19 protein-coding genes are annotated in these 16,111 nt (G+C 66.5%); 10 read left to right on the forward strand and 9 right to left on the reverse strand.

The features are described 5' to 3' along the window. The first annotated feature begins 49 nt into the window (after positions 1–49). Positions 50–283 carry a DUF7385 family protein gene (locus tag BM282_RS02560; protein ID WP_089876480.1) on the forward strand — a complete coding sequence of 78 codons (234 nt, stop codon included), beginning with the start codon at positions 50–52 and terminating at the stop codon, positions 281–283. Positions 284–324: 41 nt separating this feature from the next. Here BM282_RS02560 and BM282_RS02565 read toward each other — a convergent pair whose 3' ends face one another. Together BM282_RS02565 and BM282_RS02570 are read right to left on the reverse strand one after the other, a co-directional pair. Continuing rightward, positions 325–1,647 (reverse strand): ribonuclease catalytic domain-containing protein, encoded by a 1,323-nt coding sequence (locus BM282_RS02565; protein ID WP_089876482.1) that lies wholly within the window; start codon positions 1,645–1,647, stop codon positions 325–327. 53 nt (positions 1,648–1,700) lie between these two features. Beyond that, on the reverse strand, positions 1,701–2,276 hold the full coding sequence (locus BM282_RS02570) for a VIT1/CCC1 transporter family protein (protein ID WP_089877318.1): 576 nt from the start codon (positions 2,274–2,276) through the stop codon (positions 1,701–1,703). A gap of 84 nt (positions 2,277–2,360) precedes the next feature. On the opposite strand from BM282_RS02570, the gene BM282_RS02575 reads away from it, so the two are divergent. Next, positions 2,361–2,786 (forward strand): universal stress protein, encoded by a 426-nt coding sequence (locus BM282_RS02575; RefSeq protein WP_089876484.1) that lies wholly within the window; start codon positions 2,361–2,363, stop codon positions 2,784–2,786. 16 nt (positions 2,787–2,802) lie between these two features. On the opposite strand, the gene BM282_RS02580 is transcribed toward BM282_RS02575, so the two are convergent. After that, positions 2,803–3,111, reverse strand: coding sequence for a DUF7562 family protein (locus BM282_RS02580; RefSeq protein ID WP_089876485.1), 309 nt, complete (start codon positions 3,109–3,111; stop codon positions 2,803–2,805). 152 nt (positions 3,112–3,263) lie between these two features. On the opposite strand from BM282_RS02580, the gene BM282_RS02585 reads away from it, so the two are divergent. Further along, positions 3,264–3,746: an RNA-binding protein gene (locus BM282_RS02585; protein ID WP_089877320.1), complete on the forward strand. Its 483-nt coding sequence runs from the start codon at positions 3,264–3,266 to the stop codon at positions 3,744–3,746. Here the strand turns inward: BM282_RS02585 and BM282_RS02590 are convergent. After that, positions 3,743–4,417, reverse strand: a complete 675-nt coding sequence (locus BM282_RS02590; RefSeq protein ID WP_089876487.1) for a DUF1028 domain-containing protein — start codon at positions 4,415–4,417, stop codon at positions 3,743–3,745. The two genes, BM282_RS02585 and BM282_RS02590, sit on opposite strands and share 4 nt — an antisense overlap. Positions 4,418–4,538: 121 nt before the next feature. Here BM282_RS02590 and BM282_RS02595 point away from each other — a divergent pair, with 121 nt between their 5' ends. Together BM282_RS02595 and uvrA are read left to right on the forward strand one after the other, a co-directional pair. Then, on the forward strand, positions 4,539–4,892 hold the full coding sequence (locus tag BM282_RS02595; RefSeq protein ID WP_089876489.1) for a cell division protein SepF: 354 nt from the start codon (positions 4,539–4,541) through the stop codon (positions 4,890–4,892). A 98-nt stretch (positions 4,893–4,990) separates the two neighbouring features. Next, a complete protein-coding gene (gene uvrA, locus BM282_RS02600) occupies positions 4,991–7,939 on the forward strand; it encodes an excinuclease ABC subunit UvrA (RefSeq protein WP_089876491.1) in 2,949 nt (982 codons plus the stop codon). 27 nt (positions 7,940–7,966) lie between these two features. On the opposite strand, the gene BM282_RS02605 is transcribed toward uvrA, so the two are convergent. Then, positions 7,967–8,170: a hypothetical protein gene (locus BM282_RS02605; RefSeq protein ID WP_089876493.1), complete on the reverse strand. Its 204-nt coding sequence runs from the start codon at positions 8,168–8,170 to the stop codon at positions 7,967–7,969. Positions 8,171–8,283: 113 nt separating this feature from the next. On the opposite strand from BM282_RS02605, the gene BM282_RS02610 reads away from it, so the two are divergent. Then, positions 8,284–9,270, forward strand: a complete 987-nt coding sequence (locus BM282_RS02610) for a WD40/YVTN/BNR-like repeat-containing protein (protein WP_394327781.1) — start codon at positions 8,284–8,286, stop codon at positions 9,268–9,270. Between the two features lie 33 nt (positions 9,271–9,303). Here BM282_RS02610 and BM282_RS02615 read toward each other — a convergent pair whose 3' ends face one another. Next, positions 9,304–10,062 (reverse strand): hypothetical protein, encoded by a 759-nt coding sequence (locus BM282_RS02615; RefSeq protein ID WP_089876494.1) that lies wholly within the window; start codon positions 10,060–10,062, stop codon positions 9,304–9,306. 117 nt (positions 10,063–10,179) lie between these two features. Here BM282_RS02615 and BM282_RS02620 point away from each other — a divergent pair, with 117 nt between their 5' ends. Further along, a complete protein-coding gene (locus tag BM282_RS02620; RefSeq protein ID WP_089876496.1) occupies positions 10,180–11,262 on the forward strand; it encodes a geranylgeranyl reductase family protein in 1,083 nt (360 codons plus the stop codon). 37 nt (positions 11,263–11,299) lie between these two features. On the opposite strand, the gene ygfZ is transcribed toward BM282_RS02620, so the two are convergent. Next, positions 11,300–12,394, reverse strand: coding sequence for a CAF17-like 4Fe-4S cluster assembly/insertion protein YgfZ (gene ygfZ / locus BM282_RS02625; protein WP_089876498.1), 1,095 nt, complete (start codon positions 12,392–12,394; stop codon positions 11,300–11,302). A 150-nt stretch (positions 12,395–12,544) separates the two neighbouring features. Beyond that, the gene (locus tag BM282_RS02630) at positions 12,545–12,844 is read right to left on the reverse strand and encodes a DUF6432 family protein (RefSeq protein ID WP_089876500.1); all 300 of its coding nucleotides are present in this window, start codon (positions 12,842–12,844) and stop codon (positions 12,545–12,547) included. 175 nt (positions 12,845–13,019) lie between these two features. Between BM282_RS02630 and BM282_RS02635 the strand changes: the two genes are divergently transcribed. Beyond that, positions 13,020–14,075: a DUF7093 family protein gene (locus BM282_RS02635; RefSeq protein WP_089876502.1), complete on the forward strand. Its 1,056-nt coding sequence runs from the start codon at positions 13,020–13,022 to the stop codon at positions 14,073–14,075. A 111-nt stretch (positions 14,076–14,186) separates the two neighbouring features. Continuing rightward, positions 14,187–14,567 carry a DUF5611 family protein gene (locus tag BM282_RS02640; RefSeq protein ID WP_089876504.1) on the forward strand — a complete coding sequence of 127 codons (381 nt, stop codon included), beginning with the start codon at positions 14,187–14,189 and terminating at the stop codon, positions 14,565–14,567. An 80-nt stretch (positions 14,568–14,647) separates the two neighbouring features. On the opposite strand, the gene BM282_RS02645 is transcribed toward BM282_RS02640, so the two are convergent. Further along, positions 14,648–15,388: an SDR family NAD(P)-dependent oxidoreductase gene (locus BM282_RS02645; RefSeq protein WP_089877325.1), complete on the reverse strand. Its 741-nt coding sequence runs from the start codon at positions 15,386–15,388 to the stop codon at positions 14,648–14,650. 169 nt (positions 15,389–15,557) lie between these two features. On the opposite strand from BM282_RS02645, the gene BM282_RS02650 reads away from it, so the two are divergent. After that, complete coding sequence (locus tag BM282_RS02650; RefSeq protein ID WP_089876506.1) at positions 15,558–16,016, forward strand: universal stress protein; 459 nt, start codon at positions 15,558–15,560, stop codon at positions 16,014–16,016. The last annotated feature ends 95 nt before the right edge of the window (positions 16,017–16,111 follow it).

Raw genomic sequence — 16,111 nt, forward strand, 5'->3', positions numbered from 1 at the left:
CCACGGTGTGCATCGGTACCACTAAGCGTACGCCGCTCGCACGGAGCGTATGGACGACGCGGAGTACGACGAACTCACCACCTCGTTGACGCCGAACGAGTCCGTCGACGGGGTCACGACGTACAGAAACACCGTGAGCATCGCCTGTCCGGCCTGCGAGAAACCGTTCGACGACCTGGTCGTCTGCGAGGACGAGTACAGCAGTCTCGAACTCAGTCGGATGTTGGACCTCTGCGTAACCACGCACGAGGACGAAGTCGTGCTGTTCACGCACAAGAAGTAATCGCGGCAGTCGCGACCGGAGGGCGTCTTCGGTCGGTCGGACTACTCTTCTTTCGGCGGGAGGCCGTCTTCGTCGACGACGGTGCCGTCCTCGTCGACGGTGACGATACCGCGGTTGTTCACCGCGTAGGGGTCGAGTCCGACCTCTTCGAGGAACTGCTTGTACAGTCGCTCTGCGGTCTCGGCGTCTTTCTGGCGGTCCGAGGCGCGGTCGCAGAGTTCGATGAGGTCCTCGGGGACGTCGTTCTCGTGGACGATCCAGTGGTTGATGAGGTCCGAGAGGCGTCGGATGGGCGAGGTGAAGTGGCCGTAGATGTCGAAGTTCAGCGCGTGGTGTCCGCCGAATGGGTCGTTCATGTACTTCGCGCGCGGCATCACCTTCAGCACGGCGCGCTGAATCTTGTTCAGCGCGCGTCCGGGCGAGTCTTCGAGCGCCGCGTTGACGGCCTTCCGCGGGTCGTCGAACGACGCGCTCGGAATCTTCACGCCGTCGAGTTCCATGATTTCACGGAGCGCCTTGTCCCACTGGTCCGGGGTCGGTTGCGGGTGGACGCGGTACATCGCCTCGACGCCGCGACCCCACATCAGTTCGTGCGTGACGGCCTTGTTCGCCTTCAGCATGCACTCTTCGATGATGGTGTGCGCGCGGTCACGGCTGGGATTCAGGACGAGCGAGCCGTCTTCTTTGCGCTGTTCGTGCATCTGGTCTGCGAGTTCGAAGACCAGCGCACACTCCTCGTGGAGGGGGAGACTCTCGTCGTCCAGCCGCTTCTCGGCCTGCGAGTAGGTGAGTCGCTCGTCGGACTCGATGACGGATTTGTAGATGTCGATGTTCTCGAACGAGAGGTTCTCCTTTTTGATCTCCATCTCGACGGTGTGGGCGAGCCGGTCTTCGTTGGGGACGAGAGAACAGACCGTCTCCGCCAGCGTCGGCGGGAGCATGTGGATGGTGTACGCGGGGAGGTAGACCGTGTTGCCGCGTTTGACCGCCTCGTCCCACATCTCCGACCCGGGGTGGACGTAGTGGCTCACGTCGGCGATGTGGACCCAGAGCGTGTACGTCTCCTCGTTCTCTTTGATGGAGATGGCGTCGTCGAAGTCCTGGGCGTCGATGGGGTCCGTCGTCCACGTCGTCAACTCGCGGAGGTCCTGTCGGTCGTCGACTTCGTCTCGAATCTCGTCGTGAACGTCTTCGGTTCGCGCTCTGGCCTCCGAGAGGACGGGGCCGGGGAACGCGTCGCGAATCTCGAACTCCTCGAAGAGTTCCTCACGTTTCTCTTGCAGTTGCCGGGCGACCTCGGGACTGATTTCGACGGGGCCTTGCCCCTCGGCGGTCCCGGCCTGCGCCTGCGCGTCGTTCGACATGCACCCGACTAGACGCGAGAGATAGTTAGTCGTGTCGCACACGCGGCGAACCGTCAGGCGACGCCGCCCAGCAGTGCCCCGACGGTGTACGCGACGCCGGCGGCGGTCATCCCGACGAGGAACATCTCTAATCCGTTGACGTACCACCGCCGACTCGTCACGAGACTCCGACTCGCGCCGACGAGAAAGAACGTCACTCCCGTGAACGCCACGGAGTACGCGAACGGCGTCGGAAGGGCGAGGAGGTACGGGACGAGCGGTGCTCCGCCGGCGGCGACGAACGCGGCGAACGTCACGCCCGCCGTCACTCGCGGTGACTTCCCGTCGCCTTCGTCCTCCGTCGGCGGGTGGTCTGCGTCCTCCGTCGGGTCGCGGTCCTCGCCTCTGACGGTGCGCTGGTAGTCGAGTTCGGACCGTCGACTCAGGTAGTTGCTCATCCCCATCGAGAACCCGTCGGCGAAGAGGTTCGCGAGGCCGAGAACGACGACGATAGAGGGACTCAGCGCGGCCCCGGCGACGCCGGAGACGACGGCGAACGTCGTCACGATGCCGTCGTTCGCCCCGTAAACGACCTCGGCGAGGTACCGTCCGGAGGATTCGACGTCGTCTCCGAGTATCCGTTCTAACACGTCCACCTCGTCGTCGCGAGACCGCAAAAACGCATCTCCAGTCGACGAGGAAACAGCTTCGACGTTCGGGATCCATAGAGTTGCATGGGTGAACGCGTTCTCGTTCCGTTCGACGGGTCGCCGCTCTCACAGCGAGCGCTCGAACACGCGCTCACGACGTACGACGACGACGTACTCGTCTTCTACGTCGTGGACCCGTTGTTGGCGGTGTACGAAGCCGAGACGAAGGGGCTCGCCGCGGCGGAAGCGTGGTCCGAGGAGATGGCCGAAGTGACCGCAGACGTGCGGGCGGCGGCCAGAGAGATTGCCGACGCGCACGACGCCGCGGTGACGACGGAGGTGGTGACGGGCCGTCCGGCCCGCGCGATACTGGCCTACGTGGCCGACCACGCCATCGACCACGTGGTGATGGGGAGTCACGGCCGCTCCGGTATCTCGCGACTCGTCCTCGGCAGCGTCGCAGAACAGGTGATGCGGCAGTCGCCCGTGCCCGTGACTATCGTCCGATAGCGGGGCGGGCGGGTCGCTACCGCTCGCGTTCGGTCTCTTCTGTCGGGCCGTATCGCTCCTCGACGGCGTCGAGGTAGCGTCGGAGGAACTCGCTTCGACTCAGGCCGTCGGCTTCGACGTCGACCAGGAGCGACTCGAGTTCCGCGCGCGGTTGGTGACACAGCCCTCGATAGCACGCCTTGCAGAGGTGTTCGAACTCCTTGCCGTGTCGGTTCCAGCGGTCACCCTCTTTGTCGTACTCCCGGGCTTCGCCGCGGAGGACGGAGGTACCACAGGCGATACAGACGACCGTTTTCCGGTCCCGGTTGGTCCGGGAACGCCACATACGACTGCGAAAGTACCCCCGTTACTTAGCGTTTGTTCCGCGTCAGACGGGCGCACGCCGCTGATACGTCGCAGAAGACGAACGTCGTCGAAGACGGAACGACCGCCTCGGATAACGGTCGATTTATTCACGACGATTGCGTGTTCACGCGTATGAACGTCAAGTCCCGTCACCACCTCCGGTCGGACGAGATATCGGAGTTGGAGGAGGAAATCGCCGAACAGACCGGTGTGGAGTTGGACGGCGACACGTACGAGATGGTCGAACTGACGGACGTCGACTTCGACGTCGTCCTCGTCGACGGCGACCCGTCCGTCGTCTACATGGACGGCGAGCGACCGTTTCTCACCGTCGTCGGCGCGAACGCCTACGACCCGACGAAGAACGTCGTCACCGTCGACGCCGGTGCCGTCTCGTTCGTCAGCGGCGGCGCGGACGTGATGCGTCCGGGCATCGTCGAGGCCGACGAGGGAATCGCGGCCGGTGACCTCGTCCTCGTCGCCGAAGAGACGCACGGAAAAGTGCTCGCCGTCGGCCGCGCCCTCGAACCCGGCACGGAGATGGTCGGCGACTCCGGCAAGGTCGTCGAATCGCTCCACCACGTCGGCGACGACCTGTTCGAGTTCGCGGTCTAATCCTGGTACTTCGCGACCGCGGCCTCGTACCCTTCTTTCGCCGTCTCGTAGGTCGCTCTGAGGTCCGCAATCGGGTCGCGTGTCGCGTCAACGCGCAGGTCGTTGTAGTACGGTTCGGGGGTCTCGTCCGCCGTCGAGGTCACGACGAGGGCCGCACTCTGTACCTCCAGGTCGTCGCGCTTGTCGCCGCCTTCCTCGTGTCCCGCTTCGAGGGCGTCGACGAGTCGCTTCGCCAGCGGTTCGTCTCGGTCGCCGGACTCGTACGCCTCGGCGGTGGCGTCGACGACGGACTCCCCGGTGAGGAGGTTGCCCGCGACGGTGTAGTTCTCGCCGACGCGGTGGCCGAACCAGCCCTGACACTCCGCGCCGGAGAACGCGAACGTCTCGTCGCTGTCCACGCCGTGCAGTTGTCGCTGTTCGCGGCCGTCGTCGGCGTTCAAGAGCGCTTGGAGGGCGTCGTCGACGGCGAGTCCGTCGTCGAGGTATTCGACGCCCTTCCGCCCCAACTCCACGTTCACGAGACTCTGCGTGGCCACCACGCCGTTCTCGGAGGCGAACGGGCAGAGCGTCCCCACGGCGGGTAGGCGCGTCGTCACCGCGACGCCGAACCGCGTCCGGTCCGCGCCCGTCTCGTCGGCGTACGTCTCTCGGACACAGATGCTAAACGTCATGGTGGGTGGTCACGGCCGGGGTGGAAAAACTTCGGCGTGGCGGCACGAGACGCCCGTTCTGTCGGGTGTCTGACCACCGTCTGACGTAAGAACTAACCCGGCGGTCGCGTTTGTAGAGTTTATGGGAATCATGAGCAAGATCCTCAGTGGCGGCGAGAACCACTCGACTGAGGACTACGTCGAACTCGACTTGGACGACTTCGACACCGCTCGCGGCGAGGCGGGAATGAGCGTCCGAATCGCGACCATCGGCGACAAACAGGACGTCATCGGAATCAAGGACGCCGTCTACGACGGTGACCTCGTCATCGCCGACATCACGCGGCACACCACCTCCGACAGCACGATGGAACACATCATCGACGACCTGCGACAGGTCGCAGACGAAGTCGACGGCGACATCGTCCAGAAGGGCGACGACCAACTCATCATCACGCCGACCGGCGTCACTATCGCCCGCGAGAAACTCTCGTAACGCGACGGCCTTCGCTCCGCTTCGACACCGTTCTGTGCCGTGTGCTACACCACCGCAACCGATGGGTTTAGCCGTGCGCTCTCCTTACCCGCGCGTAGATGAGCAAGGACTTTATCGAGGTCCGGGGTGCGGAGGAACACAACCTCAAAAACCTCGACGTCCGGATTCCTCGCGAAGCGTTCACCGTCGTCACCGGCCTCTCGGGGTCGGGTAAATCGTCGCTCGCGTTCGAGACGATCTACGCCGAAGGGCAACGTCGGTACATCGAATCGCTGTCCGCGTACGCCCGGAACTTCCTCGGGCAGATGGACAAACCGCAGGTGGAGGCCGTCGAAGGTCTCTCGCCGGCCATCTCCATCGACCAGAAGAACGCGGCGAACAACCCGCGTTCGACCGTCGGGACGGTCACGGAGTTGCACGACTACCTCCGTCTCCTCTACGCCCGGGTCGGCACGCAGTACGACCCCATCACCGGCGAAGAGGTGGGCGAACAGTCCGCACAGGACATGGTCTCGCAGATTCTCACGCTCCCCGAGGGGACGAAGGCGAAGATCGTCGCGCCCGTCGTCCGCGACCAGAAGGGGGCGTTCGAGGACCTGTTCGACGAACTCGTCGCCGACGGCTACGCGCGCGTCGAAGTCGACGGCGAGGAGTTCGACCTCACCGTGGAGCGACCGGACCTCGACAAGAACTACGACCACACCGTCGACGTGGTGGTCGACCGGGTGAAGATTCGCCCCGAGGACCGCTCTCGAATCGGTGACAGCGTCGAGACGGCGTTAGAGGAGGCCGACGGCGTCCTCAAGTTGGTCGTTCCCGACCCGCCCGAAGACGTGCCGTTCGCCTCGAACACCCGGTCGACGGGTGACCTCGCGGGCGAGGACGACGACCGACTCGTCGTGGAGTTCTCCGAGGAGTTGGGCAACCCGAACTCCGACTTCCAGTTCTCCGAGATAGAGACGCGGTCGTTCTCGTTCAACAGTCCGCACGGCGCGTGTCCCGACTGCGAGGGCCTCGGCCAGACGAAGGAGGTGGACGAGAACCTCGTCGTCGTCGACCCCTCGAAACCCATCAAGCACGTCTTCGAACCGTGGTCGTACAACCGGTCGTACTACCGGACGCGACTCGACTCGGTGGCGAAGCACTTCGACGTGAGCGTCGACACGCCGTTCGAGGACCTCGACGAGTCCGTCCGGCAACAGTTCCTCTACGGGACCGATTCGCAGGTCGTCTTCGAGCGACAGACCCGGAACGGCACTCGGCGGAAGAAAAAGCGGTTCGAGGGCGTCGTCCCGAACCTCCAGCGTCGTCACGTCGAGACGGACTCGGACTCCACGCGCGAACACATCGAGGACTACATGGCCGTCACCACCTGTCCCACCTGCGACGGCACGCGCCTGAAAGAGCAGTCGCGACACGTCCTCGTCGCCGGCACGGCCATCACCGAGGTGAACCGGATGAGCATCGGCGACGCCCTCGAACACTTCGAGGGACTGGAGGCGAAACTCGACGAACGCGGCCGAACTATCGCCGAGGAGATTCTGAAGGAGATTCGCGCCCGTCTCGGCTTCATGGAAGAGGTCGGACTGGAGTATCTCACCTTGGACCGCGAGGCGGCCACGCTCTCGGGCGGGGAGAGCCAGCGGATTCGCCTCGCCACGCAGGTCGGGTCCGGTCTCGTCGGCGTCCTCTACGTCTTAGACGAACCGTCCATCGGTCTGCACCAACGCGACAACGACCGCCTCCTGAACACCTTGGAGGGCCTTCGCGACCTCGGAAACACGCTCATCGTCGTCGAACACGACGAGGAGACGATGCGCCGCGCGGACAACGTCGTCGACATGGGTCCCGGCCCCGGCAAGCGCGGCGGCGAAATCGTCGTGCAGGGCGACTTCGACGACATCTGCGACGCCGAGGACTCGCTGACCGGCGACTACCTCTCCGGTCGAAAGGAGATTCCCGTCCCCGAAGAACGACGCAGTTCGGACGCCGCGCTCACCGTCCGCGGCGCGCGCCAGCACAACCTGAAGGACCTCGACGTGGACCTGCCCATCGGCCAGTTCACCGCCATCACCGGCGTCTCCGGGTCGGGGAAGTCGACGCTGATGCACGAGATTCTGTACAAGGGGCTCGCGCGGCGGATGAACGACAACACCTCCGTCCACCCCGGCGAACACGACGCCATCGACGGACTCGACCATATAGAGACGGTGCGTCTCATCGACCAGTCGCCCATCGGCCGGACGCCGCGTTCGAACCCCGCGACGTACACCGGCGTCTTCGACTACGTCCGCGAACTGTTCGCCGAGACGAAACTCGCCAAACAGCGCGGCTACGACAAGGGCCGCTTCTCGTTCAACGTGAAAGGCGGGCGCTGTGAGGCCTGTGGCGGGCAGGGGACGGTGAAGATAGAGATGAACTTCCTCTCGGACGTGTACGTCCCCTGCGAGGAGTGCGGCGGCGCGCGCTACAACGACGCGACGCTGGACGTGACGTACAAAGGCGAGACCATCTCCGACGTGTTGGACATGGAAGTCGCGGACGCCCTAGAGTTCTTCGAGGCGAACTCGCAACTCCGTCGGCGTCTCCAACTCTTGAAAGACGTCGGACTCGGCTACATGACGCTCGGTCAGCCCTCGACGACGCTCTCCGGCGGCGAGGCCCAGCGCATCAAACTCGCAGAGGAGTTGGGCAAGAAACAGACGGGCGACACGCTCTACCTCCTCGACGAACCGACGACCGGACTCCACAAAGAGGACGAACGGAAACTCATCGACGTCCTGCAACGCCTCACCGACAACGGCAACACCGTCGTCGTCGTCGAACACGAACTCGACCTGGTGAAGAACGCCGACAACATCGTCGACCTCGGCCCGGAAGGCGGCGAGAACGGCGGCGAGATAGTCGCCACCGGGACGCCGGAGGAGGTGGCTCGCACGGAGGAGTCACACACCGGCCGATATCTGCGTGACCTCCTCCCGAAAGTGGACGAAGAGGGCCCGCGCTCCGACCGGCGCAAACCGGCGAAGGCGCCGAGCGACGACTAACACGTTCTCGGCTCTGATTCTTCGGCCTCACTCGACGGTCGCGAGCAGCGTCGTCGCCGCGACGAGTGAGACGGCGAGCGCGAAGATACCGACGCTCTTCGTCGCCGTCGCTGCGTTCGGTCCGGCCGTCGTGCTCACTTCCCCAGAGAGCAGGAACGCCGCGAGCCAGAACCCGCCGACGGCGATGCCACCCATCCCGAGCGCGTACCTCGCCGTCACGTTTGCGGACATACCTTCACTCTCGGCTCGGAGGCAATGAAGCTGTGCCGCCGTTTTTCGAATACGATAATTTGAACCCGACTCGCCACACAACTGTCAAGTTCTCTCGTGTGGTACGAGACTGCATGACCGTGTGTTACGTCGCGATGCGTGAGGGTGTGCTCGTCGTCGACGGTGCTGCGGGTGACGCACCGACGGGTGACCACGTGTTCGAGGGGCACCAGGTGGAATGTCTCACCGCCGGTCCGGACGACGCGCGGGCGTTCTGCGGGACGTTCGACGCGGGTCTACACCGGACGACCGACGGCGGCGAGACGTGGCACCGCGTCGGACGCGACGTGCTCGCGGAGTCGGTGACGAGCGTCGCCGTCTCGCCGCACGACGCCGACGTCGTGTACGCGGGGACCGAACCGAGCGCGGTGTTTCGCTCGGCGGACGGCGGCGAGACGTGGACCGAACTCGACGGCCTCACCGACCTTCCGTCCGCGTCGTCGTGGTCGTTCCCGCCCCGTCCGCACACCCACCACGTGCGGTGGATCGAACCCGACCCGCACGACGCCGACCACCTCTACGTCGGCGTCGAGGCGGGCGCACTCGTCCAGACGCACGACGGCGGTGAGACGTGGGAGGACCGTCTCCCCTCGGCGCGGCGAGACACGCACTCGATGGCGACGCATCCGGACGAACCGGGGCGCGCGTGGACCGCCGCGGGCGACGGGTACGCCGAGACGCGCGACGGCGGCGAGACGTGGCACCACCCGCAGGCGGGACTCGACCACCGGTACTGCTGGAGCGTCGCCGTCGACTCCTCGCGGGTTCTCCTATCGGCGGCACAGAGTGCGCGCGCCGCCCACAACGTCGGCGACGCGGAGTCGTACCTCTACCGGCGCGAGGGAGACGAGGAGTGGGAGCGACTCGACGCGGGGATTCCGACCGGTGCGGGCGTCGCTCGGGCCGTCCTCGCGCGCGGTCACAGCGAGGGGGCGTTCTACGCCGTCACCAACCACGGCCTGTTCCGAACCGACGACGGCGGCGACTCGTTCGCCCGCGTCGCCGTCGACTGGCCGGACGCGTTCGAGCGACAACTGCCGCGCGGACTCGCCGTCGTCTGACGCCGACGCCGCTTCGCGACTCGACCGTTCGGGTCAGGCTCTGATGCCCTGCTCTGTCGTTCGGAGGCGACGGACCCGGTTCTCCGCGGCGGCGGCGAGAAGCGAGATGCCGAGTGGGAGCACCCACGCGACGGCGTACAGCGTCCCGAACGACAACTCCCCGCCCGTCGGCGCGACCACGACGAGGCCGAACCCGGTGCCGACGACGGCCGCGGGCGAGAGGCGACTGGTCTTCAGCGAGACGTAGATGGGGACGGACCCGAGAACGACGAGTCCGGCCGTGACCCAGAGGGCGAACCCGACCGTTCCGAGGTCGAGCGTCTGGAACTGCAGTCCGGAGAAGCCGACGACGATGGCGGCGTGGAGGACGCCGACGGTGAGCGCACCGACGCCCGTCTGGCCGTCGAGTGCGTGATTGACGCGCGGTTCTTTGAGCGCCAAGTGTTCTATCGCGGCGAGCGTGAAGACGACGACGCCCGCGATGACGACGCCGACGAGGAAGTCGACGACGACGAGCGACTCCGGCGACACCGCTCTCGGCCCGGACCCGACGCGGGGTCCGAAGCCGATCCACGGGACGAGGAGGAGCAGCGACGTGGTGACGGGAAGCGGCGTGAGGAGGCCGAGTCGGTGGCCTTCGGCGACCAGCAAGCCGACCGCTGCGAGGAGTCCGACGTACAACAGAGCGGTTCGCGGGTCGCCGACCGCCCCCGGGCGAACACCGAGACTCAGGAGGTAGCTCGTGAACGCGACGGGGGCGAGGGCGGCCGCGAGGAGGGCGTCCCGGCGCATACGTAATAGTTCATCATGTAAGGACTTATCATTTCGCCTCGGCTTCACTGTGTGGGCACGCTCTACCGTCGTGCAGACAGCGAAGGTATTAGTCCGACGCCGAACGAACCGGGAGTAATGTACGACTTCGCCGTCGTCGGCGTCGGCCCCGCCGGTGCCCGCTTCGCTCGCCGGGCCGCCGAGGCCGGATACGACGTCGTCGCCTTCGAGAAAGGCACCGTCGGTACCCCCTTGGCGTGTTCCGGTCACGTGAGCACCGACATCTGGGCGTACGTCCCCGACGACGCCAAAGACCGTCTCCTCCAGAACCGCGTCTACGGCGCGAACTTCCGCGTCGGCGGACCGAACAGTCGCGCGTATCCGTTCTACAAGACCGAGGAGGTGTCGAACGTCATCGACCGTGTCGAACTCGACCGGACGCTGGCCGACTGCGCGCGCGAGGCCGGTGCCGACGTCCGCGAACGCCACACCGTCACCGCCGTCGACGAACGCCACGACGGCGTCGAACTCACCGTCTCCGCCGAGGGCGACGAACGGACGTTCGAGGCGAAGATGGTCGCCGGCTGTGACGGCCCCGTCTCGCGCGTCCGTCGACAGGTTGGCTTGGCGGAACCCGAGGAGATTCTGCACGGCGTCCTCGCGTTCGACGAGACGCCGGACCACGAGGACTTCGTCGACGTCCACCTCACCGTCCCGCGCTTTTTCGCGTGGCGCATCCCCCGCGGCGACGCCGGCGTGGAGTACGGCCTCGCCGCCCCGCCGGGCGCGGAGGTCAACGAGATGTTCGACGTGCTCACCGACACCTACGACGTGGAGACGACGCACTTTTGCTCCGGCGGGATTCCCATCGGCCCGCCCGAACGCGTCACCACGCGCCGCGTGTTCTTGCTCGGCGACGCCGCCGCCCAGACCAAGCCGTTCACCGGCGGCGGAATCCTGTACGGGATGACCGCCGCCGACTGCGCCGTCGACGCTATCGACCCCGACGACCCGGCGACGCTCCGCGACTACGAGTCGGCGTGGCGGTCCGAACTCTCCCGAGAGATTTCGATGGGCCACTGGGTGCGCCGCGCGTACTCGCTCCCGGAGCGAGTCCAACATCTCGGCCTCAGAAGTCTCTCCGGCGAAATCGCGGTGCACATGGACAAGCCCACCTCGTTCTTCTCGCGCGAACACCTCGGCAAAGTCCTGAGTCGCTGACCGTCCCGAGCCTACTCGTAGACGCCGCCGACTCGCCTCACTCCCGGTCGACGTACGTCGGCAGTCGCTCGGACACGGCGCTCCCCTCCACGAACGGGAGCGACGTCCGCTCTGCGGTCACGTCGTCGCCGTCGACGCGGACGTCGAACGAGTCCGCGTCGGCGTCGTAGTCGACAAGCGCCAGCGCGATTGGCCGCTCCAGCGTCGGACTCTCGACGGCGCGCGTCACTTCGCCGACGGAGGCGTCACCGGCGAACACGGCCGCACCCGCCTCGGGCAGTTCCTCGGGAAGGAGGCCGACGAGACGCTGACTCGGTCGCCCGCGGTTCTCCACCTTCGAGACGACTTCTTGCCCGACGAAACAGCCCTTGTCGAAGTCGACGGCGTTGCGAACGCCGAGGACGTTCGGGAGCCGTCCCGATAGCTCGGAGTCGAAGAGCGGGGTGCCCGCCTCCGCCGTGAGCGTGTCCCACGTCGCGTAGCCGAACGGGGCGGCGCCGTTGCCCATCGTGAGCAGGATGTCGAACACGTCCTCTGCGGCGTCGGCCGCGCAGACTATCTCGTACCCCTCCTCGCCCGTCAGGCCGTCGCCCGCGACGACGGTGACGCCCGCCTCGCCCAGCGACCCGCGGACGAACGAGAGGGCGGGTTCGGGCGCGCCCGCCTGGTGGAGGACGCTCGCGACTTTCTCCGTCGCCTGCGAACCGTGGACGCCGAAGACGCCGAAGTCGGCGGAGGCGTCGCGGACGGACACGTCCTGGATGAACACCTTGCTCGACCAGTCTTCGACGAGGGGTTCGGCCCGTTCGGGCGGCGTGAAACAGAGCAGTCGCTCGCCCGCGTTGTAGACGTACATGTCCGTCTCGACGCGGCCCTGCGGGTCCAACAGGAGGGCGTAGACGCCCTCGCCGTCCTCGTCGGGGACGCGGTTCGAGACGGCGTTGTCGACGAACTCGACTCGGTCGTCGCCCTCGACGACGACGACGCCGTACCCCATCTCTATCACGCCCGCGCCGTTCCGGACGGCGCGGGTGGTTCGCTCCGGGCGGCCGTAGTCCCGGACGACTTTCCGACCCGCGCGAGTCTCGAACGTCGCCCCGTACCGTTCGTGCATCTCCTCTACGACGGTCATTGTCGCCTATGCGCACTCGGGAGTGAAAACGTCCGCGTCACGCGACCGAACCGCGCGCGCCGTTCGGCGGGACGGGGCACGGGGGGACAGGGCACGTCTCGACGCCGCACGCCGCGACGCCGCACGCCGCGACGCCCGCCGACGTTCCGTCTAGAGGCCGAATCGGTCGCGGATGCTGTCGAGGAGGCTCTTGTCCTCTTCGACCTGTTCGCTCGGGTCCGGAACCACTCGGTCGGCGGGGAGGATGACCACCCGTTCGTCGCCCGCGTCCACGGAGATGAGCCCGTCCGCTTTCAGCGCGGCCAGCGCCTCCTCTATGGTGTCGATGTCGGCGTCGACGGCCGCGCGTAACTCGAAGACGGTCATCCCCTCCTCCGCCCGTTCGACGAGTGCGTCGAGGAGGGACACCTCTACGTCTCGTCGGTTTCGAAACTCCCGCCGCGCTCTCATGGTCGGTACATCGACCGCAGTCGGTTTATACTGTCCCCCCACGCTCCTCGGGGTACTCCACCCACCCGAATCGAGTGCCGCGGGGACGGCGACGGCGACGAACGCCCGTCTCGTCTGCCGGGCGTCGGACGGCGAGGGGGTACATTTTAGTCGCTGAGTTTCCGAAAGGCGGGTAATGGGACTCAAGTGCCGTCTACTCGGGCATCAGTACGGGGACCCCGAGATAGAACGCGAACGCGAGGAGAACGGTGACGAAGTCGTCGTCACCATCCGGGAGGTTCAGGTGTGCCAGCGGTGCGGGACCGAACACGTCGTGAGCGAGAACAAAGAGATCACGTCGATTCGAAGCCCCGCGGACGTGGGCTTAGACGAGTCTGCGGCCGCCGCCCCCGAGGCGGCCGACCCCGTCGCCGCGGACGACGCCCCCGCCGGCCCCGAGACGACGCCGACCGACGCCGGGTCGCCCATCGCCGAGGCCGAACCGGGCGCCGAGTCGGGCGACGCCGCACCGGGCGCCGAGGAACCGGACGAGGTGACGGCCGACACGGTGCCCGAGACGTTCGGCGACGACGACGACTTCGAACCGCCGGAGAACCCCGAAGAGGACGACGCGGTCATCCTCGGCGACGAGGAGGAGACCGAACGCGACGAGACGCAGTGGCCCGAAGATGCCGGACCCGACCCGGCGACGGCGGCCCAGGAGTCCGCGGCGGTGGAGGGCGACCAACCCGTCGACCCCGACCCGGCCCCCGCCGACTCGGGGGACGCCGTCACCGACGACGCGGAGTTCATCGACGCCGACGAGGTGGCCGCCGAGGAGTCGGAGACGGCGACGGACCGCGGCCACGGCGAGTGGCCCGAACGCGACGACACCGAGTCGGAACCCGCCTGGCCCGTCCACGAGGGAGAGGACGAGGGGTTCGCCTCGCAACCGTCCGACGGAACTCCCGCGGAGGTGTCGTTCGGGAGCGGTCTCACGCCGGAGGCGAACGGACAACTCGACCACGACCACGACGCCGGCGACGAAGCCGAGTACATCACCGCCGGCGACGACGGCGGGTTCACCCGCGCGGAGTCCCAGTCGGACCTCCAGTCGGACGTGCCGGACGACGAGATAGAGTTCTACTGCCCGAACTGCGGACACGCCCGGACGGCCGGTGCCTCTTCGATGCGGGCGGGCGACATCTGCCCCGAGTGCAAGCGGGGATACATCGCGGAGCGACAACTGTAACCTCCGCCCCGCGCTTGTAAACGAGTTATAGGCGGCCCGAGACGCATTTATAGGGCATAAGAAGCGACGAGGGACGAAACAGGTAAACCGTACCCTGTCAAACCACCGGCCATGAAGGAGTACAAGATGCGTCGCGGTGAGACCCTCGAAGAACGCGTTCCGGACATGGAGTCGTACGTCGAGGAGACGTTCGGTCCCATCACCGAGACGATGGACTACAAGGGGAGCGACCTCTACGTCGTCGGCGAACCGGCCAACCCCGTCTTCGAACGCGTCGTCGCCGGCGCGGTGAAGTACAGCGGTAAGAAGGACAAACTCGCCGTCGAGTTCAAAGAGCGCGACCCGACGGAACTGAGTCCCGACGAACTCGAAGCCGCCGGCGAGGCCGTCGACGCGAAGAACACCTTCCTCCTCGAAGCGACCGGTCGCGACGCGAAGTCCCGCCGCGAATCGCTGAAGCGGCAGGTCGAAGACGACGCGCCGGACTACTGAGCGACGCCGGTCCTTCTTCGTGTGGGTCGGACGGAATCCGAACGACACTCCGTGCCGAGTGACGACGCCCGCCCGTCTCGCTACAGCGTCTCCGGAAGCCACCCGCCGTCGACTTCGACGTTCTCGCCCGAGACGTACGCGGAGTCTTCGTCCCAGAAGAACGCCGCCGCGTGCGCGATGTCCTCGACGGACGCCCACCGTCCCCGCGGGGCGTCGTCGGGGAACTCGTCCGACGTCTCGACGACGTACGGCGACACGGCGTTGACCGTCACACCGTCGTCTTGGGTGTCCGCGGCGAGCATCCGCGTGAACATCAGCACGCCCGTCTTCGCGACGAAGTACGGGAAGTTCTTCGGGTAGACGAGCGCCTTCTCGCTGCCGGCGTAGCCGACGTTGACGACGCGCCCCCACGATTGCTCGCGCATCCCCGACAGCGCCCGCTTCGAGCAGAGGTAGGTGCCGTAGAAGTTCGTCTCTATCACGCCCTTCCACGCGTCGAACTCGATGTCCTCCCAGTGGGCCGGTGCGAAGTCGCCGACGTTGTTCACGAGGACGTCGACCGGACCGAGTTCGTCCTCGACGGCCGCGAACAGTTCGTCCACCGAGTCGGGGTCCGTCACGTCGCCCTGCACCGTCGTCGCGTTCGGCGCGCCGAGTTCCCGGGCCTCTTCGGCCGCCTCCTCGGCGGCGTCTTCGCTCGTGTGGTAGTGAATCGCCACGTCTGCGCCGGCGACGGCCGCGCGGAGGGCGATGGCCCGCCCGACGCCGCGCGCGCTTCCGGTCACCAACGCGACTCGTCCGTCCAACTGCGGAGAGAGCATGTCTCGACCGTCGGAGGGAACCCACATAGCAGACTCGGCGGAGAAAACTACATAGTGCTAGCACGAGACACGACCGTAGACGACGAGTCTCCGTAGCGTTCCTGAAAGTTTATTCGGAATCGAGTAAAAAGTCGCCAGAGTTAAGGCTCCGGAGAATGTTACCTCATACATGGCAATCGAAACGATTCTCCTCGCCGTCGGCCCGGGAGACGAAGAGCGACTCGACCGACTCGCCGAAGAGACCATCGACGTCGCCGGACCGACCGGCGCCCGCGTCGTCCTCGGTCACGTGTTCACGCGCGAGGAGTACGACACCGCCGTAGACAACCTCGACTTCGACACGACGGCCGACGAGGTCACCGCCGACGACGTGGCGACGCGTCACTCGACGACCCGTGACCTCGCCGCGAAACTCGACGCGGCGGACGTCGACTACGAGATTCGCGGGAGCGTCGGCGACCACGGCGAGTCCATCGTCGAACTCGCGAAAGACGTCGACGCCGACCGCGTCCTCGTCGGCGGTCGGAAACGCTCCCCCACCGGGAAGGCCGTCTTCGGCAGCGTCGCCCAAGAGGTCATGCTCTCGGCTCCGTGCCCGGTCACCTTCGTCCGGTCGGACACGAAGTAGTCGAGTTTCGTCCCGCGCGGTCGGGCGGACGCTCGTTTCGGGACCTGCAAACCGTACCCGAATTCGCGTGAGAAACCTCTTAGTTAAGTGCGGGG

The sequence above is a fragment of the Halogeometricum limi genome (assembly GCF_900115785.1).
In the GTDB taxonomy this organism is placed as follows: domain Archaea; phylum Halobacteriota; class Halobacteria; order Halobacteriales; family Haloferacaceae; genus Halogeometricum; species Halogeometricum limi.